Annotated in this window: 26 protein-coding genes; 10 read left to right on the top strand and 16 right to left on the bottom strand. The window is 64.2% G+C overall.

All coding sequences use genetic code 11. The features are described from left to right. Positions 1–205: 205 nt before the first annotated feature. The 4 genes from ACEW7X_RS00810 to accB form a co-directional block, all read right to left on the bottom strand. Positions 206–1,150, bottom strand: coding sequence for a carbohydrate kinase family protein (locus ACEW7X_RS00810; RefSeq protein ID WP_068372731.1), 945 nt, complete (start codon positions 1,148–1,150; stop codon positions 206–208). Between the two features lie 86 nt (positions 1,151–1,236). After that, positions 1,237–2,154: a 50S ribosomal protein L11 methyltransferase gene (prmA, locus tag ACEW7X_RS00805; protein ID WP_068372734.1), complete on the bottom strand. Its 918-nt coding sequence runs from the start codon at positions 2,152–2,154 to the stop codon at positions 1,237–1,239. 126 nt (positions 2,155–2,280) lie between these two features. Continuing rightward, on the bottom strand, positions 2,281–3,627 hold the full coding sequence (gene accC, locus ACEW7X_RS00800; protein WP_068372735.1) for an acetyl-CoA carboxylase biotin carboxylase subunit: 1,347 nt from the start codon (positions 3,625–3,627) through the stop codon (positions 2,281–2,283). A 6-nt stretch (positions 3,628–3,633) separates the two neighbouring features. Continuing rightward, the gene (gene accB, locus ACEW7X_RS00795) at positions 3,634–4,092 is read right to left on the bottom strand and encodes an acetyl-CoA carboxylase biotin carboxyl carrier protein (RefSeq protein WP_068372736.1); all 459 of its coding nucleotides are present in this window, start codon (positions 4,090–4,092) and stop codon (positions 3,634–3,636) included. Between the two features lie 460 nt (positions 4,093–4,552). On the opposite strand from accB, the gene mpl reads away from it, so the two are divergent. From mpl to ACEW7X_RS00765, 6 genes are all read left to right on the top strand, one after another. Beyond that, positions 4,553–5,935, top strand: coding sequence for a UDP-N-acetylmuramate:L-alanyl-gamma-D-glutamyl-meso-diaminopimelate ligase (gene mpl / locus ACEW7X_RS00790; protein ID WP_420177495.1), 1,383 nt, complete (start codon positions 4,553–4,555; stop codon positions 5,933–5,935). A 146-nt stretch (positions 5,936–6,081) separates the two neighbouring features. After that, on the top strand, positions 6,082–7,974 hold the full coding sequence (locus ACEW7X_RS00785; RefSeq protein WP_339138526.1) for a ribonuclease catalytic domain-containing protein: 1,893 nt from the start codon (positions 6,082–6,084) through the stop codon (positions 7,972–7,974). A 120-nt stretch (positions 7,975–8,094) separates the two neighbouring features. Further along, the gene (aroE, locus tag ACEW7X_RS00780) at positions 8,095–8,955 is read left to right on the top strand and encodes a shikimate dehydrogenase (RefSeq protein ID WP_068372745.1); all 861 of its coding nucleotides are present in this window, start codon (positions 8,095–8,097) and stop codon (positions 8,953–8,955) included. 13 nt (positions 8,956–8,968) lie between these two features. Beyond that, positions 8,969–9,700, top strand: a complete 732-nt coding sequence (mtgA, locus tag ACEW7X_RS00775; RefSeq protein ID WP_127772945.1) for a monofunctional biosynthetic peptidoglycan transglycosylase — start codon at positions 8,969–8,971, stop codon at positions 9,698–9,700. A 107-nt stretch (positions 9,701–9,807) separates the two neighbouring features. Next, complete coding sequence (gene lptG / locus ACEW7X_RS00770) at positions 9,808–10,986, top strand: LPS export ABC transporter permease LptG (protein WP_068372748.1); 1,179 nt, start codon at positions 9,808–9,810, stop codon at positions 10,984–10,986. Beyond that, positions 10,983–11,819 (top strand): symmetrical bis(5'-nucleosyl)-tetraphosphatase, encoded by an 837-nt coding sequence (locus tag ACEW7X_RS00765; protein WP_068372753.1) that lies wholly within the window; start codon positions 10,983–10,985, stop codon positions 11,817–11,819. Before lptG ends, ACEW7X_RS00765 begins: the two co-directional genes overlap by 4 nt. A 112-nt stretch (positions 11,820–11,931) precedes the next feature. Here the strand turns inward: ACEW7X_RS00765 and ACEW7X_RS00760 are convergent, their stop codons facing one another. The 7 genes from ACEW7X_RS00760 to ACEW7X_RS00730 all read right to left on the bottom strand — a co-directional run bounded on the left by ACEW7X_RS00760 (position 11,932) and on the right by ACEW7X_RS00730 (position 16,860). Then, the gene (locus tag ACEW7X_RS00760) at positions 11,932–12,684 is read right to left on the bottom strand and encodes a lysophospholipid acyltransferase family protein (protein WP_420177494.1); all 753 of its coding nucleotides are present in this window, start codon (positions 12,682–12,684) and stop codon (positions 11,932–11,934) included. Further along, entirely contained in the window at positions 12,681–13,979 is a 1,299-nt protein-coding gene (locus ACEW7X_RS00755; RefSeq protein WP_068372759.1) for a dihydroorotase, read from the bottom strand. Before ACEW7X_RS00755 ends, ACEW7X_RS00760 begins: the two co-directional genes overlap by 4 nt. After that, a complete protein-coding gene (locus ACEW7X_RS00750) occupies positions 13,976–14,929 on the bottom strand; it encodes an aspartate carbamoyltransferase catalytic subunit (RefSeq protein ID WP_068372769.1) in 954 nt (317 codons plus the stop codon). Before ACEW7X_RS00750 ends, ACEW7X_RS00755 begins: the two co-directional genes overlap by 4 nt. Next, complete coding sequence (pyrR, locus tag ACEW7X_RS00745; RefSeq protein WP_068372773.1) at positions 14,922–15,476, bottom strand: bifunctional pyr operon transcriptional regulator/uracil phosphoribosyltransferase PyrR; 555 nt, start codon at positions 15,474–15,476, stop codon at positions 14,922–14,924. The genes ACEW7X_RS00750 and pyrR overlap by 8 nt, the downstream gene beginning before the upstream one ends. 18 nt (positions 15,477–15,494) lie before the next feature. Then, positions 15,495–15,950, bottom strand: a complete 456-nt coding sequence (ruvX, locus tag ACEW7X_RS00740; protein WP_068372984.1) for a Holliday junction resolvase RuvX — start codon at positions 15,948–15,950, stop codon at positions 15,495–15,497. A 91-nt stretch (positions 15,951–16,041) separates the two neighbouring features. After that, on the bottom strand, positions 16,042–16,626 hold the full coding sequence (locus ACEW7X_RS00735; protein WP_068372775.1) for a YqgE/AlgH family protein: 585 nt from the start codon (positions 16,624–16,626) through the stop codon (positions 16,042–16,044). A gap of 69 nt (positions 16,627–16,695) precedes the next feature. Next, positions 16,696–16,860: a rubredoxin gene (locus ACEW7X_RS00730; protein WP_068372778.1), complete on the bottom strand. Its 165-nt coding sequence runs from the start codon at positions 16,858–16,860 to the stop codon at positions 16,696–16,698. Positions 16,861–17,138: 278 nt separating this feature from the next. Between ACEW7X_RS00730 and thiD the strand changes: the two genes are divergently transcribed. Genes thiD through hemL form a run of 3 tightly spaced genes read left to right on the top strand, consistent with a single transcriptional unit; the run spans position 17,139 to position 19,920 of the window. After that, on the top strand, positions 17,139–17,936 hold the full coding sequence (gene thiD, locus ACEW7X_RS00725; RefSeq protein ID WP_238591410.1) for a bifunctional hydroxymethylpyrimidine kinase/phosphomethylpyrimidine kinase: 798 nt from the start codon (positions 17,139–17,141) through the stop codon (positions 17,934–17,936). Continuing rightward, on the top strand, positions 17,933–18,598 hold the full coding sequence (thiE, locus tag ACEW7X_RS00720; RefSeq protein ID WP_068372782.1) for a thiamine phosphate synthase: 666 nt from the start codon (positions 17,933–17,935) through the stop codon (positions 18,596–18,598). Before thiD ends, thiE begins: the two co-directional genes overlap by 4 nt. A 29-nt stretch (positions 18,599–18,627) precedes the next feature. Further along, positions 18,628–19,920: a glutamate-1-semialdehyde 2,1-aminomutase gene (gene hemL, locus ACEW7X_RS00715; RefSeq protein ID WP_420177493.1), complete on the top strand. Its 1,293-nt coding sequence runs from the start codon at positions 18,628–18,630 to the stop codon at positions 19,918–19,920. A 67-nt stretch (positions 19,921–19,987) separates the two neighbouring features. On the opposite strand, the gene ACEW7X_RS00710 is transcribed toward hemL, so the two are convergent. The 5 genes from ACEW7X_RS00710 to ACEW7X_RS00690 all read right to left on the bottom strand — a co-directional run bounded on the left by ACEW7X_RS00710 (position 19,988) and on the right by ACEW7X_RS00690 (position 24,784). Continuing rightward, positions 19,988–21,106 (bottom strand): helix-turn-helix transcriptional regulator, encoded by a 1,119-nt coding sequence (locus ACEW7X_RS00710; protein ID WP_127772941.1) that lies wholly within the window; start codon positions 21,104–21,106, stop codon positions 19,988–19,990. A 200-nt stretch (positions 21,107–21,306) separates the two neighbouring features. Further along, positions 21,307–22,098: a hypothetical protein gene (locus tag ACEW7X_RS00705; protein WP_068372791.1), complete on the bottom strand. Its 792-nt coding sequence runs from the start codon at positions 22,096–22,098 to the stop codon at positions 21,307–21,309. A gap of 33 nt (positions 22,099–22,131) precedes the next feature. Then, positions 22,132–22,743, bottom strand: a complete 612-nt coding sequence (gene lpoB, locus ACEW7X_RS00700) for a penicillin-binding protein activator LpoB (protein WP_130486278.1) — start codon at positions 22,741–22,743, stop codon at positions 22,132–22,134. 104 nt (positions 22,744–22,847) lie between these two features. Further along, complete coding sequence (locus tag ACEW7X_RS00695) at positions 22,848–23,300, bottom strand: YcfL family protein (protein WP_130486279.1); 453 nt, start codon at positions 23,298–23,300, stop codon at positions 22,848–22,850. A gap of 38 nt (positions 23,301–23,338) precedes the next feature. Beyond that, a complete protein-coding gene (locus ACEW7X_RS00690) occupies positions 23,339–24,784 on the bottom strand; it encodes a COG3014 family protein (protein ID WP_130486280.1) in 1,446 nt (481 codons plus the stop codon). A 304-nt stretch (positions 24,785–25,088) separates the two neighbouring features. Between ACEW7X_RS00690 and argJ the strand changes: the two genes are divergently transcribed. Further along, a complete protein-coding gene (gene argJ, locus ACEW7X_RS00685; protein WP_253596174.1) occupies positions 25,089–26,321 on the top strand; it encodes a bifunctional glutamate N-acetyltransferase/amino-acid acetyltransferase ArgJ in 1,233 nt (410 codons plus the stop codon). Positions 26,322–26,325 lie beyond the last annotated feature (4 nt).

The raw sequence follows: 26,325 nt of genomic DNA, 5'->3' as shown, positions 1-26,325 counted from the left end.
CCTGGACCGGTCCGGCCGACCATTTTCAGGGCCGGCCACTGCCGCATAGAATCTCTATCTACATGATACATCCCGATGCCCGGGAAGCATACGCATGGTACAGGAGCCTGGCCGTGAATCTGTCACAACGTTTGTCAATGCAAGGCCCCGCCGGCCAGCGGCAGCGGACAGGCCGAGGGCCTGGCGCAGCTGCCAACACTACCCTTTACAGCGAGGGCAACACCAGGCCGTAGCCCTGTTCCAGGCGCGCGGAAATGTCGGCACGCGACGGCTGGTGCTGCTGCGGCCCACGCGAAGCCACTTTGATCGAACCCATGACATTGCCCAGGCGGCAGCTGTCGGCCCAGGACCAGCCCAGCGACACGCCATACAGCAGACCGGCACGATGAGCATCGCCGCAACCCGTGGGATCGACCACGGCATCGGCCTTCACTGCACCGATTTCCTCGGTCTTGCCATCGCTCCAGACCGTCGCGCCGTTGGCGCCACGCGTCACGACCACCGCCTGCAGGTTCCTGGCAATATCATCCAGGCTGCGCCCGGTGCGCTGTTCCACCACCCCGGCTTCGTAATCATTGAGCGTGAGGACCTGCACCAGCTTCAGCATTTCCTCGATCTCCTCGCCACTGAACAGCGGCATGGCCTGGCCCAGATCGAAGACCGCAGGAATGCCACGCGCATGCAGGCGACGGGCATGGGCAAACATACCTTCCTTCGCATCGGGCGCAACGATGGCCCAGGCGCCTTCCGCCGAAGAAATGTCGTTTTCCGCCGCCAGCGCCATCGCGCCCGGGTGGAATGCGGCGATCTGGTTGTCATCCAGGTCGGTGGTCACGAAACACTGGGCGGTATAGCTGCCCGGCGCAACACGGATCCATTCTGTACTGATGCCCAGCTGGCGCAGGTAATGCAGGTAATCACCGGCATCCTCGCCCACCGTCGCCACCGGCAGAGGCTGGCCGCCCAGCAGGCGCAGGTTGTAGGCGATATTGCCGGCGCAGCCGCCATAGACCTTGCGCAACGACGGAACGGTGAACGACACGCTCAGGGAACGGATGCGATCCGGCAGGATGTGGTCCTTGAAACGACCTTCGAAAACCGCAATGCTGTCAAAAGCGATGGAGCCGCAAACCAGAATGGGAAAAGCCATGGTTGATTCCTCGATACAGTGAATACAGGCGGCTGCCGGACAGCGCCGGCAGCGCTCACATCAGCCCGACGCTGCCGGGCGCGTCTTCAGGCAGCCGGACGCTGTCCATGCAGACAGACCCAGCCCTCACGTTCCTGCCAAACTGTCATTTCCAGCCACGGTGCGTAGGCGGCAGCGACTTCCTCTGCCTGGCGCGCCAGCACGCCCGACAGCACCAGGTGACCGCCCGGCTGCACGCGTCCTGCCAGCATGGGTGCAAGCACCTTCAGGGGATTGGACAGAATGTTGGCCACCACGACATCGAACTGCCCGTCGGCCAGGCCATCCGGCAGGCTGGCCATGATGGCCACGCCATTGACCTTGGCATTGTCCTGAGTGGACTGGACAGCCTGCGCGTCGATATCCACGCCGTGAACGCTGCGGGCGCCCAGCATCGCGGCAGCGATCGCCAGGATGCCCGAACCGCAGCCGTAATCCAGCACATTGGCACCCGTCGGCATGGATTCGGCCAGCCAGGCCAGGCACAGATGCGTGGTCGGATGGCTGCCGGTGCCGAATGCCAGCCCAGGGTCCAGCTGGATCGCGATGCCCCCGGCCGGCTTGTCCAGCGCGGCGCCCGGTTCCACGTGCCAACTGGGCACGATACGTACTTTGTCGCCCACTGCAATGGGCCCGAATTGCGCCTGGGTCAGACGCACCCAGTCTGCATCGGGAACCTCCCTCAGCGTCCAGTCCTGCGCCAGTGCCGCATCCAACCCGCTGGACGCCAGCGCGGCCTCCAACAGTTGCTCGGGATCAGCGCCATCGGGCAGCAGGGCCACGACGACATTCCGGTTCCAGCCAACGGTTTCCGGTTCCGTGCCGGGTTCGCCGAACAGCGGTTGCTCGGCATCGGTATCGCTATCCGCATCTTCGACGGAAACGGACAGCGCACCAGCCTCGAGCAAGGCATCCGACCAAGGCTCAGCCAGGTCTCCCGGGCAGGACAACAATAACTCACGCATGTTTCTGGTTCCTGAAATAGGCATCGCCAGCATGTTACTGCTGGCGATGCCTGTCGGGCCATTCCTGCCTGAGCAGGATGCACCCTGTGCCCTGGCGGGTGGCTGCGCCACCCGCTGCCCCGGGGGTCAGGGGCGCTGGGACAGTTTGTGTTCGAGATAGTGAATGCTGGTGCCGCCTTCGATGAAGCGTGCGTCCTGCAGCAGCTCGCGGTGCAACTGCACGTTGGTAGAGATGCCTTCCACCACCATTTCCGACAGAGCGATGCGCATGCGGGCCAGAGCCTGCTCACGCGTGTCGCCATAGGCAATCACCTTGGCAATCATCGAATCGTAGTTGGGGGGCACGAAATACCCGTTGAACACGTGCGAGTCGATGCGGATACCCGGGCCGCCACCCACGTGCCAGTTGGTGATGCGGCCAGGGCTGGGCACGAACGTGAAGGGATCTTCCGCGTTGATGCGGCATTCGATGGCATGGCCCTTGATCTGGATGTCGCGCTGGCGCAGCGTGAACTTCTCGCCCGCTGCCACGAGGATCTGCTGCTGGATCAGGTCGATGCCGGTAATGAGTTCCGTCACCGGGTGTTCCACCTGGATACGGGTGTTCATTTCGATGAAATAGAACTCGCCGTTTTCATACAGGAACTCGAAAGTACCCGCGCCACGGTAGTTGATGCGGCGGCAGGCTTCGACGCAGCGCTCACCAATACGCTCGACCTGACGGCGGGGAATGCCGGGTGCCGGCGCCTCTTCGATGACCTTCTGGTGACGGCGCTGCATCGAGCAATCACGTTCGCCCAGCCAGACGGCATTGCGGCCACCATCGGCCAACACCTGAATTTCGATATGGCGCGGGTTCTCGAGGAACTTCTCCATATAGACTTCCGGGTTATTGAAGGCCGCGCCCGCTTCGGAGCGCGTCATCTGCACGGCGCTCAACAAAGCAGCTTCGGTATAGACCACACGCATGCCGCGACCACCGCCGCCGCCAGCAGCCTTGATGATCACCGGATAGCCGACTTCGCGGCCCAGGCGGAGGATCTCCTGCGGATCATCCGGCAAGGCGCCAGGCGAGCCGGGAACAACAGGCACGCCGGCAGCAATCATCGCCTGCTTGGCGCTGACCTTATCACCCATGATACGGATGGAATCCGGCCGCGGACCGATAAACACAAAACCGCTCTTTTCCACGCGCTCGGCAAAGTCGGCATTTTCCGCAAGGAAACCGTACCCCGGGTGGATCGCTTCGGCATCAGCCACTTCGGCAGCCGAAATGATGGCGGGCATGTTCAGGTAGCTGTCGCGGGACGGTGCCGGCCCGATGCAGACCGACTCATCGGCCAACCTGACGTATTTCGCATCGCGGTCAGCCTCGGAGTGCACGACCACGGTTTTGATACCCATCTCGCGGCAAGCGCGCTGGATGCGCAGCGCAATCTCACCGCGATTGGCGATAAGGATTTTCTCGAACATGTGCTATCAGCCGATGACGAACAGGGGTTGGCCGTATTCCACGGGTGCGCCGTTTTCCACCAGGATCTCGGTGACAACGCCAGCCTTGTCGGCCTCGATTTCATTGAGCAGCTTCATTGCTTCGATGATGCACAGCACTTCGCCTTCCTTGACGCTCTGGCCAACTTCGATGAAGGGCGTGGCGCCAGGACTGGAGGCGCGGTAGAACGTGCCGACCATGGGAGCCTTGACGACGTGGCCTTGCGGCGCGGCGGGCGCAGCCGGGGCCGCAGAGGCCGCAGGCGCTGCCGGTGCGGCGGCCTGGGCAGCCACGGCGGTTTCCACATAGACGGGCGCCGGCGCGACAGCGGCCTGCGGCACGAACTTGACGATGCGGACCTTGCCTTCGCCTTCGGTAATTTCGAGTTCGGCGATGCCGGACTCGGCAACCAGGTCAATCAAGGTTTTCAGTTTTCGGAGATCCATAACTGCCTTTTCCCAAAGTGTATTTTTCAGCAATGCGAGACGGTGCTATGCCCGGTCTGCGATGCCAGGGTGGAACGAACGTGCTGGAAGCTGGAAACGGGGAGATCTCATGGACGGGCAGACCAAGTGGACACATAGGACGGCGAAGACGCCGCATGTCTCACGGACGAGTCCAGGCACGGCCACGGCCTAGCCGTTCCGGGCGAGATCTGGTACCGGCTGCCAGCCTGTGCGCGAGCGCCGGCCAGCCAGAAAAAAACGGCCCGCGCAGGCTGGCGGTAAACAATGCCAGCATCTGGGGAACCCATTCGCAATGCGCCATTATGTCGGCAAAAGTAACGATAGACCGCTTTTTACGTCAAAAAAACGCCGTTGTCCATTGAAAACAATGGTTCACCGACATGCCCAGCCCCCCTCTTGCACCGCATTTCCCCCATTACAATGCAGTACGGAGGTTTCCATGCATCTGCACATTCTGGGCATCTGCGGCACGTTCATGGGCGGTCTGGCCCTGATCGCCCGCGCTGCCGGCCATCGCGTCACCGGGTGCGACGCGAACGTCTATCCCCCCATGAGCACCCAGCTCGAAGAACAGGGTATCGAACTGCTCGAAGGCTTTGACGCCTCGCAGGCTTCCCTGGGCGCAGACCTGTACATCATCGGCAATGTCGTCAAGCGCGGCAACCCGCTGATGGAAGCCATCCTCGACCAGGGGCTGCCCTATATCTCCGGCCCGCAATGGCTCAACGAGCACATCCTGACGCCGCACCGGCAACACGTGCTGGCCATCGCCGGCACGCACGGCAAGACCACTACCACGGCCATGCTGGCCTGGATACTGGAACAGGCCGGCCTGGCGCCCAATTTCCTGATCGGCGGCGTTGCGCCCGATTTCGGCGTTTCCGCGCGCTGGCAGCCCGCCAGCCGCCACTTCGTCATTGAAGCCGATGAATATGACACCGCCTTCTTCGACAAGCGTTCCAAGTTCGTCCATTACCGTCCCCGCACTGCAGTGCTGAACAACCTGGAATTCGATCACGCCGACATCTTCCCCGATCTCGCGGCCATCGAAACCCAGTTCCATCACCTGATCCGTACCGTGCCCGGCCATGGCCGCATCATCCGCGAAAGCCACAACGAAGCGCTGGATCGCGTGCTGGCGCGCGGATGCTGGTCGGAATGCCAGACGTTCGGCGCCGATGGCGATTGGCAGGCCCGGGATCTGGCCGACAACCGCTTCGATGTCGCTCTGCATGGCGAGCACCAAGGCACCGTCACCTGGCACTTGTCAGGCGCTCACAACCGCGCCAATGCGCTGGCGGCCATTGCCGCCGCGCACCATGCAGGCATCGCACCGGCAACAGCCATTGCCGCCCTGAACACATTCCAGGGCGTGAAACGCCGCATGGAAGTCCGAGGCCAGGTGGACGGCATCACGGTTTATGACGACTTTGCCCACCACCCCACGGCTATCGCCACGACGCTGGCCGGGCTGCGCCGCCAGGTCGGCCCGGCGCGCATCATCGCCGTGCTGGAACCGCGCTCCAACACCATGAAGCTCGGCACCATGGCCGACCGCCTGCCCGGCTCACTGGCTGATGCAGACAGGGTCCACTGCTTTGGCGAACGCCAGGGCACGCAAAGCGTGCAGTGGGACCCGTCGGTAGTGCTTGCTCCCCTGGGCGAGCGCGCCCGCTGCTGGAGCGACCTCGATGCGCTGGTTCAGGCCCTGACGGCAGAAGCTCGCCCTGGAGACCATATCCTGATCATGAGCAATGGCGGTTTCGGTGGCATACACGGCCGCCTGCTGAATGCGCTGGAAAGCGCCCGCAAAAGCAGGTAAAACCGAGGTAGAAAAGCCGGCAGCCAGCATTCGCAGGCGCCCTGCCGGTCACTGCCGGCCGCACTCCGCCATTCCCTTTCTTTTCCACACAGCCATACCCCGGGCCTGCCAGGCCCGGGCCAACTCCCCCAGGAATACGCGACAAGATGTATCTGTTCTACGAAGAAGACGGCGGTTTCAAGATCGGCCATATCCTTGCTGAAACCGACGCCAGCCTGCAAGTGGAGTCGGAAAGCGGCAAGCGCAGCAAAATCAAGCGCACCAGTGCGCTCTTTACCTTTGATACCAAGGACGCTTCCAATTTCCTGACGCAAGCCCAGGCCCAGGCCGAAGACATCGACCTCGATTTCCTTTGGGAATGCAGCAGCCAGGAAGATTTCGAGGCTGCCGAGTTTGCGGCCGATTACTACGGCCATGCCCCTTCCGCGCTGGAAAAAGCTGCCCTGATCCTGCGCCTGCACAGCGCCCCCATCTATTTCCACCGCCGTGGCAAAGGACGCTACCGCGCCGCGCCGGCAGACATTCTTGCGGCCGCCAAGGCAGCCCAGGAGAAAAAGCGCCTGCAGGCCGAACAGCAGCAGCAATGGGTCGATGAAATGACGGCAGGCCGCCTGCCTGCCCCCATTGCCGAAGCCGCCGAAATGCTGCTGATCCGCCCCGACAAGAACAGCATGGCCTGGAAGGCCATGGACGCCGCCTGCCAGCAACTGCAGAAAAGCCCCGAGCGCCTGCTGCTGGACCTGGGCGCCTGGCCCAGCCCGCTGGCGCTGCACAAGGCCCGCTTCCTGGCCGCGAACTTTCCGCGCGGCACCGGCTTTGGCGACATCACGGTGCCTGACCTGGGCGCGGACCTGCCGCTGGCCGACGCCCAAGCCTATTCCATCGACGACATCACCACCACTGAAATCGACGATGCGCTGTCGGTGCAGCGTCTGGATGATGGCTGGCTGCGCGTAGGTGTCCACGTGGCCGTACCGGGCCTCGCTGTCACCCGCGACAGCGAACTGGACAAACATGCGCGCACCCGGCTGTCCACGGTTTATACGCCTGGGGAAAAAATTCCCATGCAGCCCGAGGTGCTGATCAGCCGCTTCTCGTTGGATGCCGGCAAACCCGTGCCCGCGCTGTCGCTGTATGTGGAAGCCTATCCTGCCACCGGCGAAATACGCCACACTGAAACTCGCCTGGAGCGTGTGCAGGTGCGCGAAAACCTGCGCCACAACCAGATGGATGCCATCTACAGCGAGGAAGCCCTGGCCGGCCCCGCCGATGCCCACCCGCATCTCGACTGGATGCAGCCGCTCTGGCAATTGGCGCTGGCCCTGTCCGCCCGGCGTGATGAAGTGCGCGGCAAGCCGGAAAACAATAACCGGGTCGAATACAGCTTCTATCTGGATGGCAACCCGGACGACCCCGACGCCACCGTTCGCATCGAGCCGCGCCGCCGCAATGCCCCGCTGGACCGGCTGGTGGCCGAATACATGATCCTGGCCAATACGCTCTGGGGCGAATTGCTGGCCCGCACCGGTCTGCCTGGCATCTATCGCTCGCAGCAGGCGGGCCGTACCCGCATGAGCACTCACGCCCTGCCGCACGAGGCCATCGGCGTGCCGCAATACGCCTGGTGCACGTCGCCGCTACGGCGTTATGTCGATCTGGTCAACCAGTGGCAACTGATCGCCGCTGCCCAACATGGCATCTCGGCGCCGCTGGTGGCGCCCTTCAAGCCACGCGACGCCGACCTGTTCGCGATCATCGGCGCCTTCGAGGCGCAATACGCAACCTGGCACGACCACCAGGATGCCATGGAGCGCTACTGGTGCCTGCGCTGGTTCCAGCAGCAGGGCCTGAAGGAAGTGACGGCGCACGTCCTGCGCGAGGATCTCGTGCGCTTCGCCTGCGCCCCCTTTGTCACCCGCGTGGCCGGCATGCCGGAGCTGGAACGCGGCACGCCGGTCAGGCTGGAATTGATGGGCTGTGACGAACTCGCGCTGACACTGGACTGCCGCTACCTGGGCGTCATCGCCGAAAACGAGTAAACGGCGCGTCCGGCGAGATACACTTGCCCTGAACCACCGACGCCACGAACCCGTTTCGGGGCGCCATGAATTCCTCTCCGGCCCGTCCGGAGAGGCGAGCCGCGACTTCTTTTTGCAACCATGAGCGACACGAAACCCATCATCTGTGCCGTCATCGGCAACCCGATCAGCCACAGTCTGTCTCCCGACATTCACCAGGCCTTCGCACACCAGTTCGACCTGCCGCTGGAGTACTCCCGGCTGCTGGCCCCCATCGGCGGCTTCAATGATGTGGTGCTGCCCTTCTTCGCCGCTGGCGCAAGGGGCATGAATGTCACGGCCCCCTTCAAGCTGGACGCCTATGCCCTGGCGTCCCACGCGCTCAGCGCGCGCGCTCGCGTGGCTGGTGCCGTCAACACGCTCTGGCAGCAGGACGGCATCATGCACGGCTGCAATACCGACGGCATCGGCCTGGTGCAGGACCTGCAGCAGCAGGGCGCGCCGCTGCGCGACGCCCATGTATTGATCATTGGTGCTGGTGGTGCGGCGCGCGGTGTCCTGCAGGCTCTGCTGGCCGCCGACTGCGCCAGCCTGCGTATCGTCAACCGCAATGCGCTGCGCGCACAGGAAATGATCGCCAACCCCCTGGTGCGCACCCTGCCCCAGGCCGGCCGCCTGGAAGCCGACGGCCTGGATGGTGCCAGCCGCCCCGGCGGCTGGGACCTGGTCATCAACGCCACCTCCAGCAGCCTGGGAGATGCCGCCCTGGACCTGCCCGCCGGGCTCTACGCCCCGGCTGCTGTGGCCTACGACATGGTGTATTCGGCCCGCCCCACTCCGTTCATGCAACAGGCGCTGGATGACGGCGCCAGCCGCGCCAGCGACGGATTGGGCATGCTGGTGGGCCAGGCGGCCGCCAGCTTCGAGATCTGGCACGGCCTGGCGCCGGATACCGCACCCGTGCTTTCCGCGCTGCGGCAGCAGCTTGCCACCGCCGCCTGAGGCGCCCAGGGCCATGCAGGACAGCACCGCCGACCGCATCCGACCAGGATTCCGCTGGACCTGGCCCAAGCGGCTGGGTGCCATCGTCATGGCGCTGCTCATCCTGCTGTTGCTCTCACAGCTGTGGCTGCTGGCGCAGGTCGCCTGGTACGCCCGCCAGGACCCCGGCAGCAGCGCCATCATGCGCCATGAACTGACCCGCCTGCAGGACACCGACCCCGACGCCAGGCTCGACTACCGCTGGGTTCCTTACGACCACATCAGCAACAACCTGAAACGCGCCGTCATCGCAGCCGAGGACTCGCGTTTTACTGAGCACGACGGCATAGAATGGGATGCAATCCGCAGCGCCTGGGAGCACAACCAGCAATCCAGCCGCATCCGTGGCGGTTCCACCATTACCCAGCAATTGGCAAAAAACCTGTTCCTGTCTGGGTCGCGCAGCTATCTGCGCAAGGCACAGGAACTGGTGCTGGCCTACATGATCGAACACAGCATGGACAAGCGCCGCATCCTGGAGCTGTATCTCAATCTGGCCGAGTGGGGAGTAGGGATTTTCGGGGCCGAGGCTGCGGCACGGCATTATTATGGGGTGTCGGCGCAGCAACTCAGTGCCGCGCAAGCAGCGCGGCTGGCTGCCATGCTGCCCAACCCGCGCTATTACGACAAGCACCGCAACACCGCGTTCCTCAATAAGCAGACTGCGACGCTGCTGGCCCGCATGAGACAGGTTCACATTCCCTGACATCCTGCCACCACCAGAATGTGCCATTCGGGCCCGCATCCTGCAAAATCTATCGAAACGCGCCAAAATAACAGGTTTTTCTCTCATCCAGTCAAGGTTTCCGCCGCATGCGCACCGCACGCCGTTATCTGGCCCGCGAAATCTACCGCTCCTGCGCGGTAGTGCTGCTCGCACTGCTCGGGCTGTTCACGTTTTTCTCCCTGATCGAGGAACTGGACAACCTGGGCGGCAGCTACACCCTGCCCGGGCTGCTCTACCTGCAGGCGTTGCAACTGCCCACGCGGCTCTACGATATTCTGCCCATCGGCCTGCTGATCGGCGCCATCCTGGCGCTTGCTGGCCTGGCGCAACGCAATGAACTGGTAATCCTGCGAGTGTCCGGCGTCAGCGGCGCCAGGCTGCTGGGCATGCTCTGGATCGTGACGTTGCCCTGGATGGCCGGCGCCCTGCTGCTGTCCGAAGTCATTACCCCGGCGGCCGAACTGCACGGCAGCGAAGCCAACCTCCTGCTGCGCGGCAAGCCGGGCGGCGGCGCCATGCACAGCGGGTATTGGTTCAAGGAGCCCACGCCCGAAGGCGGCATGCGCATCATCAATGTCGGCAAGCTCGAAGCCAACGGCGGCATCCGCGACATCACACTCTACACCTTCGCGCCGGACAACCGCCTGAGCGGGCTGGCCATGGCCGAGAACGGCAATTTCAACAGCAACGAACTGCACCTCAACAACATCAGCCACCATCGCGTCGACCTGGACGCAGCCACCGCGTTCTCGCAAACCCGTCCCGGCAGCCAGCCACTGGTCACCATCGACAAGGAAGCGCAACTGTCCATGCAGACTACGCTGACGCCCGAACGCCTGCTGGCGCGCGTGCTGACCCCCGAGCGCATGTCCATGCTGACGCTTTGGGACTACATTTCCTATCTGCACAGCAATCACCTGCAGGCAGATCGGCAAATCGTCGCGCTGTGGCGCAAGCTGATCTACCCCTTCACCCTGCTGGTCATGATGACCATCGCCGCGCCCATCAGCTTCATGCAGACCCGGCGCGGCGGCGTCGGCGCCAAAGTGTTCATCGGCATCCTGCTGGGCGTGGGCTTTTTCATGCTGAACCAGCTGGCGCTGAATATCGGCATGCTGGGACGCCTGCCGCCATGGAGCACAGCCATCCTGCCCAACGCCGCCGCGCTGCTGGTTGCGCTGGGAGCCCTGCTCATCATGGAAAACCGCCATTTCCTCGCCCGCATGGCGACACACCGCAACCCCTGGAGAAAACACCCGCTATGAACCGTCCCGATATCTGGATGATCGGTGACGTGCAAGGCTGCTGCGTTCCTCTGGAACAACTCCTTGCCTTGCCTGAGATCGCCGGCGCGCCGGACAGCCGTTTATGGTTCGCCGGCGATCTCGTCAACCGTGGTCCCCAATCCCTGCAAACCCTGCGCCGCATCCGCGACATGGGCGAACGCGCCACCTGCGTGCTCGGCAATCACGACCTGCACCTGCTGGCCGTGGCCGCCGACGTGCGCAAGCCCGGCAAGAACGACACCATCAGTGAAATCCTGCAGGCGCCGGATGCCGAGGAATTGCTGGACTGGCTGCGCAACCGGCCGCTGGCCCATTTCGAGAACGGCCACCTGATGGTGCATGCTGGCGTGTTGCCGAAATGGGATTGCGCCAAGACGCTGGCCCTGGCAGCCGAAGTCGAGGCCGTGCTGCGCGGCCCGAACTGGCGCAAGGGCCTGCAGAAAATGTATGGCAACGAGCCTGCCGAGTGGAAGGATGACCTCACCGGCGGCAAACGCATGCGCGTGATCATCAACGCGCTGACGCGCATGCGCCTGGGCACCGCCAAGGGCCAGATGGATTTCGCCGCCAAGGCGGTCCCTGGCCAGCATCCCCCGGCCCTGATGCCCTGGTATGACATCCCCGGGCGCGCCACGCGCAATGTCGTCGTGGTTTTCGGCCATTGGTCGACGCTGGGCTTGCTGGTACGCCCCGATGTCATCTGCCTGGATACCGGCTGCGTCTGGGGCGGGCATCTGACCGCCATGCGCCTGCGCGACCGCAAGATCCTGCAGATCACCTGCCAGCAATACCAGGACCCGGAGCTGTTCTAGGCGCCGGGTCCATGGCAAGAACAACGGTGACAGGGGCTGCGGTGGCCGTCTCCGGCCCCGCGCCGGCGCTTGCTGCGACAAACCGCAGCCGCGCCAGGCAACCTGCGGCCTGTCAGATTTCCACCACGTTGCGGACTGCCTGTTCCGCCATGCGGGCCACCTGCGAACGCCGCACCGTCTGATCCGCACCTTCAGGCATTTCCAGCACCGGCAGGAAATACAGTTTGACCAGAAGACCAGGCGTGCTCAGGATGCACCAGATATTGGCCATCAATGACTGATCGCCGGTAAAGGCGGCGCGGCTGCTGCGCCGGCCGTCCTGCATGAAGACCAGCGCCACCGGTTGCACCGGCACACCAGCGTCGACTGCCGGCGCGAACAGGCCGGAACGGAACGGCAGCAAGCGCATGCCGTCCGTCGTGGTACCTTCCGGAAACAGCCCGACCGAACGGCCACGGCGGAAGTGGATTTCGACTGCCTGCCCGATTTCACGCACGGCCTGCCGATAGGCGCGATCCAGGAACAAGGTGCCAACACCTGCCGCCAGCCAGCCGATCAAGGGCCAGTCGCGCACTTCCTTCTTGGCAACGAAAATAGACGCTCGCACGCTGTTGATCACAAAGATGTCCACCCACGATACGTGGTTGGACGTCCACAGCACCGAACCTTCCATGATGGGCTGCCCGGAGACTTCGCAGCGCACGCCGCAGCACCAGCGCAGCAGTACGCGCGACCAACCCCGGACGATGGTTTCACCCCGCCCCACCTTGAAGACGGGGTAGTAAAGCAACGCCAAGGTCAGCAACCCGCCCAGCAACCAGGGCACCAACAGCATGGCGCGCAACGTGAAACGCAGCAATCTCACGAAGCCGCTTCCCAGACCTGCCGGCCACCGACCCAGGTAGAACGTACCCGGCCCGGCAGTTCAAGCCCGGTGAAAGGCGTGTGCCAGCTCTGGCTCAGCAGGGTATCGCGGCTCACCACCCAACGTGCATCCAGGTCCACCAGCGCGAAATCGGCCAGCGCCCCCAGCTCAAGGCGGCCGCACGGCGGCAGGTCCGGCGCGCCGGTCGTCAGCACACGCGCGGGTTGCGAGGTCACCTGGGCCAGCGCCTGGGCCAGCGGCACCCCGGTTTCATCTGCCCACTTGACCGTCAGGCTGAGCAACAGCTCAAGGCCGGTAGCGCCCGGTTCGGCGTCGGCGAAGGGCAACAGCTTGTTGTCGTCATCCACCGGCGTGTGGTCGGAGCAAATGGCGTCGATGGTGCCGTCCAGCAGGGCGGCCCGGATCGCCTCGCGGTCGCGCTGGCCGCGCAGCGGCGGGTCCAGGCGATAATTGGCATCGAAGAAACCGATGTCGACGTCGGTCAGGTGCACGTGATTGACGGACACGTCGCAAGTCAGGGGCAGACCTTCCTGCTTGGCTGCTCGCACCAGTTCCAGGCCGGCGGCACTTGACAGGCGGCACAGGTGCAGGCGGGCGCCGGTCACGCGCTGCAGGTCGAACAGCGTCTGCAGCGCGATGGTTTCCGCCTGAACGGGAATGCCCGACAGACCCAGGCGCGACGCATAGGCGCCGCTGGCGGCCACGCCGCCGCGCGACAACCAGTAATCCTGCGGGCGCACCCACAGCACGTAATCGTAGGTACGCGCATATTGCATGGCGCGCAGCATCACGCTGGTATCCGTCAGCGGCACGTTGGCCTGGGAAAAGGCCACGCAGCCCGCTTCGGTAAGTTCCGCCATTTCCGTCAGGCGTTCACCCTGGAGACCCACGGTGATGGCGCCCAGCGGGTACAGGCGCACATGGTTGAGCTGACGCGCCTTGTGCTTGAGCATTTCCACAAGGCCGGGCTCGTCGAGCGTCGGGTCGGTATCTGGCGGCTGCACCACGCTGGTCACGCCACCAGCCAGGGCGGCCCGCATTTCCGATTCCAACGTTGCGCGGTACTCGAACCCCGGTTCGCGCAGGCGCACCGACAGGTCGATCAGGCCCGGCAGCACGGCCAGGCCCTGGGCATCGACCACACGGTCGGCCACGAAGCCCGCGGGCGCTTCGCCCACGCCCACCACCCGGCCACTGGCGACGAACAGGTCCGCCACACGGTCCAGTCCACTGGCCGGGTCGATCAGCCGGCCTCCCTTTACCTGCAGATTCATGCCTGTGCTCCCGCTACGATGCTCATGGCGGCCATGCGTACCGCGATACCGAACGTCACCTGATTGAGAATGACCGCCTGGTCGCCATCGGCCACGGCAGAGTCGATTTCCACGCCACGGTTCATGGGCCCGGGATGCATGACGATGGCATCGGGCTTGGCACGCGCCAGTTTCTCGCGAGTCAGGCCATACTGCTTGAAATACTCATGGGCGGACGGCAGGAGCGCGCCGCGCATACGCTCGTTCTGCAAACGCAGCACGATCACGACATCGACGTCCTTGAGGCCTTCGTTGATATCGGTGAAGACACGCACGCCCATCTGTTCCAGACCGCCAGGCAGCAGCGTCAGCGGACCGACAACGCGCACCTCGGCAGCACCCAGCGTGGTCAGCGCATGGATGTCCGAACGCGCCACGCGCGAATGCAGCACATCGCCAACAATGGCCACGCACAGGTTGGAGAAGTCCTTCTTGAAATGCCGGATGGTATACATGTCCAGCAGGGCCTGCGTCGGGTGCGCGTGGCGGCCGTCACCGGCATTGACCACGTGCACGTGCGGTGCAACATGCTGGGCAATCAGGAACGGCGCGCCGCTGGCCTCGTGGCGCACAACGAACAGGTCGGCCTGCATGGCGGACAGGTTGGCGATCGTGTCGAGCAGCGATTCGCCCTTGGCCGTCGACGACGACTGCACGTTCAGCGTGAACACATCCGCCGACAGCCGCTTGGCGGCGATATCGAAGGTCGTCCGGGTACGGGTCGAGTTTTCGAAGAACAGGTTGAAGACGCTTTTGCCGCGCAGCAGCGGCACTTTTTTGACCTCGCGGTTGGCCAGGGGCACAAAGTTCGCAGCGGTATCCAGAATATGCGTCAGGATGTCGCGCGGCAGGCCTTCGGTCGTCAACAAGTGGGTCAGCTCGCCATGGCGGTTGAGCTGCGGGTTATTCATGTACGGAATCCTTTTCCAGGGCCAGGGAAAAATTCCCGTTATCGAGACGGGACAGAACAAATGCGCTTTCCGGGGGCAGAGGAATATCCGCCGCCACCACGCAGGCCGCGACCGGCAGTTCACGGCCGCCGCGATCCAGCAGCACCGCCAGTCGGATGCTGTCGGGCCGGCCGTAATCGAACAGTTCGTTCATGGCAGCCCGGATGGTGCGGCCGGTATACAGCACGTCATCGACGAGGATGACGTGGGCACCCGCCACGGGGAAGTTGATGGAAGAAGGCTGTGCCTGACTATTGCCATGCAGGCCGATGCGGTGGAAATCGTCGCGATAGAAACTGACGTTCAGCGTGGCGACGTTGCCTTCCAGGCCCAGGTCGCGCTGCAGGCGTTCTGCCAACCAGGCGCCTCCTGAATGGATGCCGACCAGCCAGGTTTTGTCCGGCGGGGTCTTGGAAAACTCTTGCTTCACCCCTGCGAGCAGGCGCGCGTAAAGTGTTTCGGCATCCGGCAGATCGCCGGGCGAATGAACAGGTGTATCAGAAGCCATGATGCGGATTTTAGGATATTAGGAAGCCGTGCGGGAGCCCGGCACGGACGCTGTGTTACAGGAAGTGGCCACAGCGCGCGAAAGCAAATCCAGGTAGCGTTCCAGAATAATAGCCGCTGCAACGGCATCGTCGTCGGCATTGGTGCCCAAACGACGTTGCGCTTCCATGCTGGAACCGCGTTCATCGACCAGTATCACAGGCAAGCCGAAGCGGCCATGCAACTGATTGGCAAAACGGCGCCCCTGCAGCGAAGCATGCTGCTCGGCACCGTTTTCATCCAGCGACAGGCCGACGATCAGGCTGGCAGGACGCCATTCCTCAATCAGCGTGGCGATGCGCTGGAAGCGCTCGTCGCGGGTCTGCGAGCGGATGATTTCCAGCGGCGTTGCGCTGCCGGTGATGGTATTGCCCAGCCCGACGCCCAGTTTGCGCAGGCCGAAATCAAAAGCAAGCAGGGTGGCTTCGCCCGCCACCGCCCAGGCGCCACCGGCCGCGCCGGCGACACTGACGCCAGCCGCCGCACCCGGTGCCCTCAGGGCGCCGGGCTGGCCGGCGTTTTCTGCATCAGGCATGCCCGGCTTCTCCGGAAAGCATCACCGGGTCTATCCCCAGCTGCTTGAGGGCGGCGTCATAACGCTGCGCGGGTTCGACATCGAAAATGATGTCCGGACTGGCATAGACCGACAACCAGGCATTGGACGCCATTTCGCTCTCCAACTGGCCGGCGCCCCATCCCGCGTAGCCCAGCGTCACCAACAGGCGGCGCGGACCTTCGCCGTTGGCCACGGCCTGCAGCACGTCGCGGGAAGTCGTCAGCGCCATCTCTCCCAGCTTGATGCTCGACGAGTACTCGCCGATGGGGGCATGCAGCACGAAACCCCGGTCCGTTTGCACCGGACCGCCAAAGAAGACAGGATTGTCTTTCTCGGGTTCAATTTCCAGCTTCAAATCTATACGCTCGAACAGAGCACCCAGCGTGAGGTCGGTCGGACGGTTGATTACCAGCCCCAGCGCGCCGCGCGGGGTATGCTCGCAAACATAGATGACGGTTCCCGCCAGGCTGCCTTCTACCCCTCCGGGCATGGCCAGCAGGAACTGATTGGACAGATCGGCATGGGGCAGGTCCTGGCTTTCCGCGGCTTTCGTCATGGCACACTCCACACACACATTACTCAGCCTGTCATCCCGGCAGGCAGGGCTCAGAACGTATTCACGATCTCAAATTTCCATCAATTCGAAATCGTCCTTGCGGGCCCCGCACTCGGGACAGACCCAGTTCGGGGGAACGTCTTCCCAGCGGGTCCCCGGCGCAATACCCTCTTCGGGCAAACCGGCCGCTTCATCATAGACCCAGCCGCAAATCAAACACATCCAAGTACGCATCGTTTCAGAGTTTCCTGTCAATCCAGGCGGGCAGCGCTAACCCTCGGCCTGGGAGGCATGCGCCCCATTAAAAAACCGCCCCGTTTCCCGGGCCGGGCAGGGCGCAAACGCCCTGCCGCACAGCACGCGCAGCATGACTGCCCGCGCGCGCCTGTTTCACCTACAATGGGGCCATATTAACCAAACACAACCTCGGCTGGCAGGATTCCTGTCGCCAGCGCTTCACCACAGCGCCTGCCAGGTTCCACTATTTCCCCTCGCCCGCAGTGTCCGCCTCTGTGCTCCCTCCCCTTCTGATCTTCGGCCCCTTCGACCCCAGCGGCGCCACTTCGCTGCCCGCCGATGCCATCACCAGCGCTGCGCTGCAGTGCCATGGCCTGGGCGTACTGACCGCCAATACCGTCCAGGATTCGGCGCATCAGGAAGATGTCGTCGCCATCTCCCATGAATTCATCGACGAGCAGGCGCGCTGCCTGCTCGAAGACATGGCCATCAGCGCCATAAAGGTCGGCAGCCTGCATACGCCGGAGGCCGTCAGCGTCATCGCGCAGATCGCCGCCGACTACAACCACCTGCCGCTGGTGCTGCACCTGGACACGCCCGGCGATGCCGGCGACCTCGATGCCCAGGACCTGGCCGAAGATGTCATGGCAGCCATCGTCGAGTTGCTGCTGCCGCAGACCGATATCGTCGTGTCCGAACACATGCGCGTGACGCAATGGCTGGCAGACGGCCTGCTGAGCGAGCCTGTGGAAACCAGCGACGTACTGCGAGAAGCCGGCGCGGAATGGTCGCTGACGCTGGGCACGCCGCTGCGCAGCGATACCCGCTGCACCCAATTGAGCGGGCCGGAAGGCCTGCTGCGCCAATGGAACTGGCATGCCAGCCAGGAACGTCTGTCCGACACCGCCGATCTCGTCGCCACCGCCGTGGCCGCCATGCTGGCGCGCGGACTGGCGCCCGACGAAGCCGTGGGCCAGGCCATCACCTATGTGCAAAGCTGCCTGCAGCAGAGCTTCCGCCCCGGCATGGGCCGCCGCCTGGCCTGGCGCCTACCTGGAGAACAACAGGCATGACGTCCGTTCCTGATTACGACGGCCTGCGCTTTCCGCGCGGCCTCTACGGCATCACCCCCGACACCGACGACACTGCCGGCCTGCTGGCAGCCATCGCTGCTGCCGCCCGTGGCGGGCTGCGCAGCCTGCAATGGCGCCGCAAGCAAAGCGCCAGCCCTGAGGCCTTGCTGGCCCAGGGGCAAGCCATTGCGCGGCAATGCCGCGAGCTGGGCCTGGTCTTCATCGTCAACGACGACTGGCGCATGGCGCAAGATCTGGACGCCGACGGCGTGCACCTCGGACGTGACGACGGCGACCTGCAGGCCGCCCGGGCCGCGCTCGGCCAGGGACGCATCATCGGCGTGTCCTGCTATGCAGACCTGGCGCGCGCCCGTGCGCTGCTGGCGCAGGGCGCCGACTATATTGCCTTCGGTGCCGTCTATCCCTCCCCGACCAAGCCGCAAGCGGCACGTGCGCCGCTGGAACTGCTCATGCAGGCCCGCAAGCTGCTCGACGAGCTGCCTGCTCCGCGTCCGGCCATGGTCGCCATCGGCGGCATCCATGCTGCCAATGCCGCGCCTGTCGTGCAGGCCGGCGCCGACGCCCTGGCCATCATCCAGGGCATTTTCCAGGCAGATGACATCGAAGCCGCCGCCAGCGCCTGCGCGCAGGCGTTCGCCTGATCAACCCTACGGATACCCGTACCGCCATCATGAAAGCCACCTCCCGCAATGACACCCTGTTCCAACGCGCCTGCCGCAGCATTCCCGGCGGCGTGAATTCGCCCGTGCGCGCATTCCGTTCGGTAGGCGGCACGCCCCGTTTCATCGCACGCGCCCAGGGCCCGTACATCTGGGATGCGGATGGCAAGCAATATATCGACTACGTGGGCTCCTGGGGCCCTGCCATCCTGGGCCATGCCCATCCGGAAGTCATCGAGGCGGTGCGCGCGGCGGCCCTCAACGGCCTGTCCTTCGGCGCCCCCACCGAAGCGGAAATCGAGATCGCCGAAGCGCTGATCGCACGCCTGCCTTCCATGGAACAGGTGCGCCTGGTCAGTTCCGGCACCGAAGCCACCATGAGCGCCATCCGCCTGGCGCGCGGCGCCACTGGCCGCAACAAGATCATCAAGTTCGAAGGCTGCTATCACGGCCATGCCGACAGCCTGCTGGTGAAGGCTGGCTCGGGCATGCTGACCTTCAATAACCCGACTTCCTCGGGTGTACCGCCCGAATTCGTGCAGCACACGCTGGTGCTGGACTACAACGACAACGCCGCTGCCGAAGCGGCCTTCGCCAGCATGGGCGACGACATCGCCTGCGTCATTGTCGAACCCTTCGCCGGCAACATGAACCTGGTGCGGCCCGCCCCCGGCTTCCTGGAAACCCTGCGCACGCTGTGCACCCGCCACGGCGCCCTGCTGGTGTTCGACGAAGTCATGACGGGCTTCCGGGTTGGCCCGCAAGGCGCGCAAGGCCTGACCGGCGTCATCCCCGACATCACCACGCTGGCCAAGATCATCGGCGGCGGCATGCCGGTCGGCGCATTCGGCGGCCGGGCCGACATCATGGCCAATATCGCGCCGCTGGGCGCGGTGTACCAGGCCGGCACGCTGTCAGGCAATCCGGTGGCCGTGGCTGCCGGCCTGGCAACCCTGCGCCTGCTGGGCACGCCGGGCTTCTATGAAGACCTGGCTGCGCGCTCGGCCAGGCTGTGCGCCGGCCTGGAGGCCGCCGCGCAACGCCACGGCATCGCCTTTTCCAGCGACAGCGTCGGCGGCATGATAGGCCTGTATTTCCGCGCAACGCCACCCACGAGCTTTGCCGAAGTGCAGGAATGCAATATCGAACACTTCAAGCACTTCTTCCACGCCATGCTGGACCACGGCGTACATCTGGCGCCTTCCGCCTTCGAGGCCGGCTTCGTTTCCGCCACCCATACGGACGAAGTCATCGAAGCCACGCTGGCAGCAGCCGACCTGGCATTTGCAAGTCTGAAGCGCTGATACCGGGTGGGGTACCTAAGCGCGCAGCAGGCGCCGGTACCCGCCCCTGCCACTGGCTGCGGCAGCATCAGCCCTGCCCCACCGCGTGAATGAGCCTGACCAGGTCGAGCTGGCGCTTGCAGCCGGTCTTCGCCAGCAGGCTTTTCAGGTGGCTGCGGGCCGTGTTCAGAGTGCATCCCCGGGCCATGGCGAATGCCTTGATGGTATCGCCCCCAGCCAGCACACTGGCCAGTTCTGCCTCGGCAGTGGTGATGCCCAATACTGCTCCCAGTTCCCCGCACGAAAACGACAGCCCGGCATAAGGCATCGCCATGGCAATCAGCGCCAGCGGCGACTGGCTGCGGCCAGCCACGGATGCCACCGCTACCGCCGGCAAGGGCAGGATGCGCAACACAACCGTATCCGCCCCACTGCCCCAACGGACAACCGCCGCACGCCTGGAAGCCGAACAGGCACGCGCAACGGCCTGCTCCAGCTGCAGCTGCAATGCCTGCTGCCTGAGCGCAAAGCGGCTATAGCCGGCACACCATACCGCTTCCCGCACATGGCTGGCCGCCCGGGCATTCAGGTACTGGATACGCCGCCCGGCGTCAACGATGACGATGCCGAACGGCATGTGCTCCATGGCGGCGGTTCCCAGCGCGGCGCGGCGCGCCAGTTCGCGGGTATGGTCGCGCAAGCGGGTCGCGCGCAGGATTTCCGGCGCCAGCAGCCGCATGACGGCTTCCTCACGCTCGCCGTAAGGCCGGTGATCGACTGGGCGCAGCATGGCCAGATAGGCGTTCGTGCCAGCGGTCTGCCGCATCACCATGCACATCGAATAGCGCGTCCCGACACCACGCAGGAAGTCATAGACTGCCGAGCGCGACATATGGCGCTGATCGAAATGATGGTGGTCGAACACCACCTCGCCTTCCACCATACGATCCAGCAGAGCGACGCGTTCATCGCGCCCCATGTACTGCTGCTCGTATTCCTCGAGCTTGTCGCCTGGCACGGTTTCCGATGCCATGGATTCCAGGATCGGGTCTTCATGCGCCGGACCCAGCGTCACCTGGTGGAAGTTCATCGCCTCCAGTTCCCGGCAGAGTGAATCGAGGGCGATGTACCAATGGTTCGAATCCAGCACCCCCTCATAGAACAGCGGCGCGATATCCAGCGCCACCTGCAATGGATCACGAGCCATGGACGTTCCCCTCCCTGAGCGCCATATCAGGCATCCCGCCGCTGCGCATTATCACCAAATAAGTTTCATTTTATTTCAATTGTTTGAAAAAATGAAAATTCTGTGATTCTTGAGATCATTGCACTTGTTGCTCTGCAGCGGCAGCCCCCCTTGGGCTTCCGCTTCCCTGCGCAGACGTGCGGGCCGGCGCACCGCAAACGTCAATAGACAGTCACCCCGCTGCGGGGCGCTTCGGGAGCCGCGGGCGCAACAGGCCGCGCAGGCGGCAGCGGCGCCTCGAAGGTGATCGCGGCACCGGCCTGGGTAAACTGGCCGATCAACTGTTCATAGACCTCTTCAGCCAGGCTCTGCGAGGTTTCCCGCACCACTTTGGCGCGGTTCAGGCTAGCCCGGTCTCCGGCGCGGCTCAGTATCTTGCTGTCCAGCCCGCTGCCGGCTGCACTGAAGGCCGCCACGATTTCATAGTTGCGCGTGTTGATCAGACTGAAATCCGCGACCAGATCCAGTTGCAGGGTATAAGCTCGCGATCCAGCATCGAAACCCATTTCCCCTTCGCTGAACTGAATGTCACTGACCGTGCCGAACAGCACGTAATCCGCGCCCGGAAAGGCACCTACCCGGATACGGGCAATGATGTCGTGGACGTTCTCGCTCGCCTTGCCCGTATGGGGCCGGCCCTGCACAACCCTGACTTTGCCGCCACGTACCAGCGCCCCCTTGATGTCGGCCGTGAAATTGCGCAGCTCACCCGGCACGATATAGGTTTTGGTTCCCTCTTCCAGCGTGAAGCTGCTGCTGCCGCTGGCCTGCCTGCCGTGCTGGCTGAACTGCTGCGACGCCGACACGTTGCGGAAGTATTCCGACACCTGCACCTCATAACCCAGGTCCGTCACGGCGACCCTGGGCCCGGCGGCCTGCGCCGCCGGTGCCGCCAGGCACAGCAGGGCCAGCACGGCGCAACGCGCCCGGTTCAGCAATGGCTGTTCTTTCATGGTTCCGTCCTTGATCCAATCCTCACAACCGCCTTAACGGCGCGAGGATTTGCGCAGCTCCGCCTGGTCCTGCCACTCGATCACGCCCGACTCCGCATCGAAAAGCTTGAGCGTCATGACGTAGTACACATCCTTTATGCTGGAGGAACGCTTGACGATGGACGAGATTTCGCCTTCTATGCGGAACTGCGCCCCTTCCATCTGCCCCGTGCGCGCCCGGCCCTTGGCCTTGTAGAGGCCGCTCTGGTTCTGGCGCTGCAGCTCGCGCACGGCCGTATCCATTTCCGCATGGCTGGCAACAAAGCGCACCTTGCCGCTATTGACCAGCGCCGTCTGGATGCGCAGCATGATCGTGCCGGTGTCGATATATTCGCTGGTCTTGTTCAACACCGGGTCCAGCGACACCGTGGGGCGGCCAGCCAGCGCCGGGCTTTGCAGCAGGGAAGCCGTCATGCTTTCCGCCAGGCGCTGCAAATCGGTGGAGCCGAATTCATTGGTTACGTTTTCGACCGCGGACGGATCGCCATAAACGACATCGCCCGAACCGCTCACAAGCGGCAGGGAGGACTGGCAGCCGGCCAGCCCCAAGGCGCCAGCCAAGGCCAGGCTGCGGGCTGCTCGCGGCAGGTAATCAAGAGACAACATGATGGGAACTCCCAGGAAAATCCATCGTGGCACGGCATACCGCAGCGCCACGCAACGAGCCGCACCTCCGGCCGGCATCTCCCGGCTGGGCGCGCGCGGCGTTCTCACTTATCGGCACGCAGTTCGAGCCGGAAATCCACGGCATCCGGACGCGCCGCCATGCCTTTCACGAAATGGTTCTGTCGGCCCAGGAACGGCAGTTCCTTCCAGGGCTCGTCGCGCCCGCTCTGCAGGCCGTCGGCATTCAGCCAGAGAAAGCGGTAGAACAACCGGCGGGGACTGCTGCTGCCATTGGCAATCTCGGCCTGCACGGTCAGCATGTCGTTGACCCGCTGCGCGCGCAGGTCCACCACCCGTAGATCCAACATGGACTGCGGCACGACCAGCTTGCTGGCAATTCCTGCCGATGCGGCGTATTCCGGCAGCAGGGCCGCTGCCTGCGCAGCCGGCGCCGGGAGTTCTGGTCGCGATACGCTGCGGCCTTGTTGCGCGCAGGCGGCCAGCAGCATTGCCGCCAGGCCCGTGACGGCCAGGCGCAGATTGGCTTTGTGATTCATGATGCTTTCCTGAAAAAAAATGACTCACCCGGAAACGCCTATTGCGCTTCCTGTGCCACCGAAACCGGCACGCGCCGGGATGACGCCCTGCCAGCCTTCCGCTCCGGCGCAGTATCAGCGGCTGCCACGCCATCCAGATAGGCCGGCTCGCCGAAATACGTGACCGCACTGAGCATCCGTACCGGCACGACCATGCGCCGCCCCCGCACATCCAGCGTCCTGACGGCATGGCCGTCTTCGGACAACTGCAATTCGTGCTGGCCATGCGGCACAAATGCGCGTGCCAGGTAGACCCGCTCGGGCAACATGCGCCACATGCGATCATCCGCCTCCGGCTCGATGGCCGCCGATACCAGTGCAGCAAACAAGCCGGCCAGCGGCCCGGCCTGCTGATTGATTTCGTTTTGCAGCACCGCTTTGGTCACCAGCCGGATCGACGAGCGCGTCAGCATGCCGGGCAGTTCGTCGCGCAACGCTCGGCGCGCCATCGCATTGAGATCCGTGGCCTGGGCCACGGGCACAGTCTGGCCGGCAATCGAAATCTGCCGCAGGTCCAGCGCATGAGGATTGGGCTGGATCACGGGGAATGCCGTCGCCAGCGTCAGCAGGCCATTGTGGGTGGGTACCGGCAACACGATGGATTGTGACCGGCGGGCGGGCGCCAGCCCGGTTTCAATCACGAACAGGACATCGGTTTCCTTGCCCGAAGCCAGGCGTTGCTGCCGTTCCGCCAGTCCTTCCAGCCCAGCCTGCAGCGCCGTTTCGTCGGGGCGCAGCTCGATGGCCTGGCGATAGCCGGCCGCCGCCAGGCTGGGTTCATTCATCGTTTCATAGACAAACCCCGCCAGATAATGGCTGAGCGCATTCTGGTAGCCATTCTTCAGCCCGATGACGGCAGGATCGTCGAATATTTCCACCGGATAGCCGCTGATGTCCTTCTGCTCGACTTCCACCCCCTGCTCCTGAGCCTCTTCTTCGGCCTCGGCATTGGCGCGCGAGCGCGCTTCGGCGATCAACGCCTCGCGCTCGTGAGTGCGGCGGATGTCCACCCGGGCATTTTCCAGGTCGCCCATGTTCAGGCGGTTCATGGCCATGCGCGTGGTCAGCATGACCTTCTCGTAGTCCTGGCCCTCATAGTCCCGCATGCCGTCGCCGAACAGCGTTGCGCCGATCTGCGTTCCCACGGCGGCCAGGGCGCCACGCACCTGGTCTTCCCAGACGCGCACCGTGGCATCCGCCGTTTCCAGTGCCTGCTGGCTTTCGTCGTAGCGAGCGGCCACTCGCAGCAGCTCGCCTTTCTCCAGGTTCAGCAACAAGTCTTCCGCCGCTTCCCCCTGCATCTGCGTTTCAACCCGCAGGATGGCGGAATCCAGCAACCCGGCGGCCAGATCGTTCGCGCTTTCGCCCACTTTGCTATCGTGCGTCGCCGCACAGCCCGCCAGCAGTCCTGCCACCATCAGGCAGGCTCCCCGTTGCAGAATCATGATCTTCCCCTTCTTCACCGTTCAGCCCGCAACCCAGGCACTTCCCCAGGGGGGAGCCGCCCGACCCGTTGACATTCCCTTGCATTTTTTTACGGTTTATAAGAAGAAAGCCGGCAGCCCCACATCCCCCAACCGTGGGATGACGCTTCGACGGAAATCCTGATATTTAGTCGCGCTGACCGCACAGCGCGGGGCCGGGGCGCGACTTTGTCCCGCATGACCGCCAACGGCGCTCCGGATTTGCCATAATGGCACTCTCCCATACGCCGCTTCCGGCGCTGTTTCCCCTTTCAAGGCAAGTCAAATGGCTGTCAATCTCCAGATTCCTCCCGCAGACCAGATCCATCCCGTCGCCGGCGTTGAAATCGGCATCGCCTCCGCCGGCATCAAGCAGGCAGGCAGCGGCAAGCGCGACCTGACAGTCTTCCGCCTGGCCCCGGGCAGCAGCGTCGCCGGCGTATTCACGCGCAACCGCTTCCGCGCGGCGCCGGTACAGGTCTGTGAGCGCCATCTGGCCAGCGGCACGGAGATCGCAGCGCTGGTGATCAACACGGGCAACGCCAATGCAGGCACCGGCGCCAGCGGCCTGGCGCATACCGAACAAACCTGCGACGCGCTGGCCGGCCTGCTGGGCATCCGCCGCGAACAGGTCCTGCCGTTTTCCACCGGCGTGATCCTCGAGCCGCTGCCTGTGGATCGCCTCGTCGCCGCGCTGCCGGCCGCTATCGCCGACCTTGCGCCGGCGCACTGGTTCGAAGCGGCGCACAGCATCATGACGACCGACACGCAGCCGAAAATCCATTCACGCCAGCTGACGCTCGACGACAAAACCGTCACCATCACCGGTATCAGCAAGGGCGCCGGCATGATCCGCCCCAATATGGCGACCATGCTGGGCTACCTTGCCACCGACGCCGGCATCGCCCCCGCCCTGCTGCGCGAGCTAGCGCTGGCACTGGCCAACCAGTCATTCAATCGTATTACCGTCGATGGTGACACCTCCACCAACGACTCTTTCATCGTCATCGCCACCGGCAAGAGCGGCGTGCAGATCGACGACGCCAGCCATCCTGCCTATCCGGCCCTGCGCGCAGCCCTGACCGATGCTGCACGCGACCTGGCACAGAAGATCGTGCGCGATGCCGAAGGCGCCACCAAGTTCATGACGATCCGGGTGGAAGAAGCGGCCAGCACCGAAGAAGCGCTGAAAATCGCCTATTCGGTGGCCCAATCGCCGCTGGTCAAGACTGCGTTCTACGCCTCGGACCCCAACCTTGGCCGCATCCTGGCCGCCATCGGCTATGCCGGCGTCGAAGATCTCGACGTCAGCAAGCTGCGTCTGTGGCTGGACGACGTTCTCGTTGCTCGCGACGGCGGCCGCAATCCTGAATACCAGGAAGCTGACGGCCAGCGCGTCATGCAACAGGCTGAGATCGTCGTGCGCATCGCCCTGGCCCGCGGCCAGGTCAGCGACACCGTCTATACCTGCGACTTCTCGCACGATTACGTTTCCATCAATGCAGACTATCGTTCCTGAGATT

The sequence above is a fragment of the Kerstersia gyiorum genome (assembly GCF_048595715.1).
GTDB lineage: Bacteria > Pseudomonadota > Gammaproteobacteria > Burkholderiales > Burkholderiaceae_B > Kerstersia > Kerstersia gyiorum.
This window is presented reverse-complemented; position numbering and strand designations above follow the sequence as displayed.

Bases quoted from the DNA above. Each gene is read 5' to 3' on its own strand.
- lptG (WP_068372748.1), top strand. From the start codon at position 9,808: ATGCGCACCGCACGCCGTTATCTGGCCCGCGAAATCTACCGCTCCTGC.
- ACEW7X_RS00735 (WP_068372775.1), bottom strand. From the start codon at position 16,626: ATGACGAAAGCCGCGGAAAGCCAGGACCTGCCCCATGCCGATCTGTCC.
- mpl (WP_420177495.1), top strand. From the start codon at position 4,553: ATGCATCTGCACATTCTGGGCATCTGCGGCACGTTCATGGGCGGTCTG.
- ACEW7X_RS00755 (WP_068372759.1), bottom strand. From the start codon at position 13,979: ATGAATCTGCAGGTAAAGGGAGGCCGGCTGATCGACCCGGCCAGTGGA.
- ACEW7X_RS00690 (WP_130486280.1), bottom strand. From the start codon at position 24,784: ATGATTCTGCAACGGGGAGCCTGCCTGATGGTGGCAGGACTGCTGGCG.
- hemL (WP_420177493.1), top strand. From the start codon at position 18,628: ATGAAAGCCACCTCCCGCAATGACACCCTGTTCCAACGCGCCTGCCGC.
- lpoB (WP_130486278.1), bottom strand. From the start codon at position 22,743: ATGTTGTCTCTTGATTACCTGCCGCGAGCAGCCCGCAGCCTGGCCTTG.
- ACEW7X_RS00750 (WP_068372769.1), bottom strand. From the start codon at position 14,929: ATGAATAACCCGCAGCTCAACCGCCATGGCGAGCTGACCCACTTGTTG.
- ACEW7X_RS00785 (WP_339138526.1), top strand. From the start codon at position 6,082: ATGTATCTGTTCTACGAAGAAGACGGCGGTTTCAAGATCGGCCATATC.
- mtgA (WP_127772945.1), top strand. From the start codon at position 8,969: ATGCAGGACAGCACCGCCGACCGCATCCGACCAGGATTCCGCTGGACC.
- ACEW7X_RS00730 (WP_068372778.1), bottom strand. From the start codon at position 16,860: ATGCGTACTTGGATGTGTTTGATTTGCGGCTGGGTCTATGATGAAGCG.
- argJ (WP_253596174.1), top strand. From the start codon at position 25,089: ATGGCTGTCAATCTCCAGATTCCTCCCGCAGACCAGATCCATCCCGTC.
- accB (WP_068372736.1), bottom strand. From the start codon at position 4,092: ATGGATCTCCGAAAACTGAAAACCTTGATTGACCTGGTTGCCGAGTCC.
- ACEW7X_RS00705 (WP_068372791.1), bottom strand. From the start codon at position 22,098: ATGAAAGAACAGCCATTGCTGAACCGGGCGCGTTGCGCCGTGCTGGCC.
- ACEW7X_RS00765 (WP_068372753.1), top strand. From the start codon at position 10,983: ATGAACCGTCCCGATATCTGGATGATCGGTGACGTGCAAGGCTGCTGC.
- prmA (WP_068372734.1), bottom strand. From the start codon at position 2,154: ATGCGTGAGTTATTGTTGTCCTGCCCGGGAGACCTGGCTGAGCCTTGG.
- ACEW7X_RS00810 (WP_068372731.1), bottom strand. From the start codon at position 1,150: ATGGCTTTTCCCATTCTGGTTTGCGGCTCCATCGCTTTTGACAGCATT.
- ACEW7X_RS00695 (WP_130486279.1), bottom strand. From the start codon at position 23,300: ATGAATCACAAAGCCAATCTGCGCCTGGCCGTCACGGGCCTGGCGGCA.
- thiE (WP_068372782.1), top strand. From the start codon at position 17,933: ATGACGTCCGTTCCTGATTACGACGGCCTGCGCTTTCCGCGCGGCCTC.
- pyrR (WP_068372773.1), bottom strand. From the start codon at position 15,476: ATGGCTTCTGATACACCTGTTCATTCGCCCGGCGATCTGCCGGATGCC.
- accC (WP_068372735.1), bottom strand. From the start codon at position 3,627: ATGTTCGAGAAAATCCTTATCGCCAATCGCGGTGAGATTGCGCTGCGC.
- aroE (WP_068372745.1), top strand. From the start codon at position 8,095: ATGAGCGACACGAAACCCATCATCTGTGCCGTCATCGGCAACCCGATC.
- ACEW7X_RS00710 (WP_127772941.1), bottom strand. From the start codon at position 21,106: ATGGCTCGTGATCCATTGCAGGTGGCGCTGGATATCGCGCCGCTGTTC.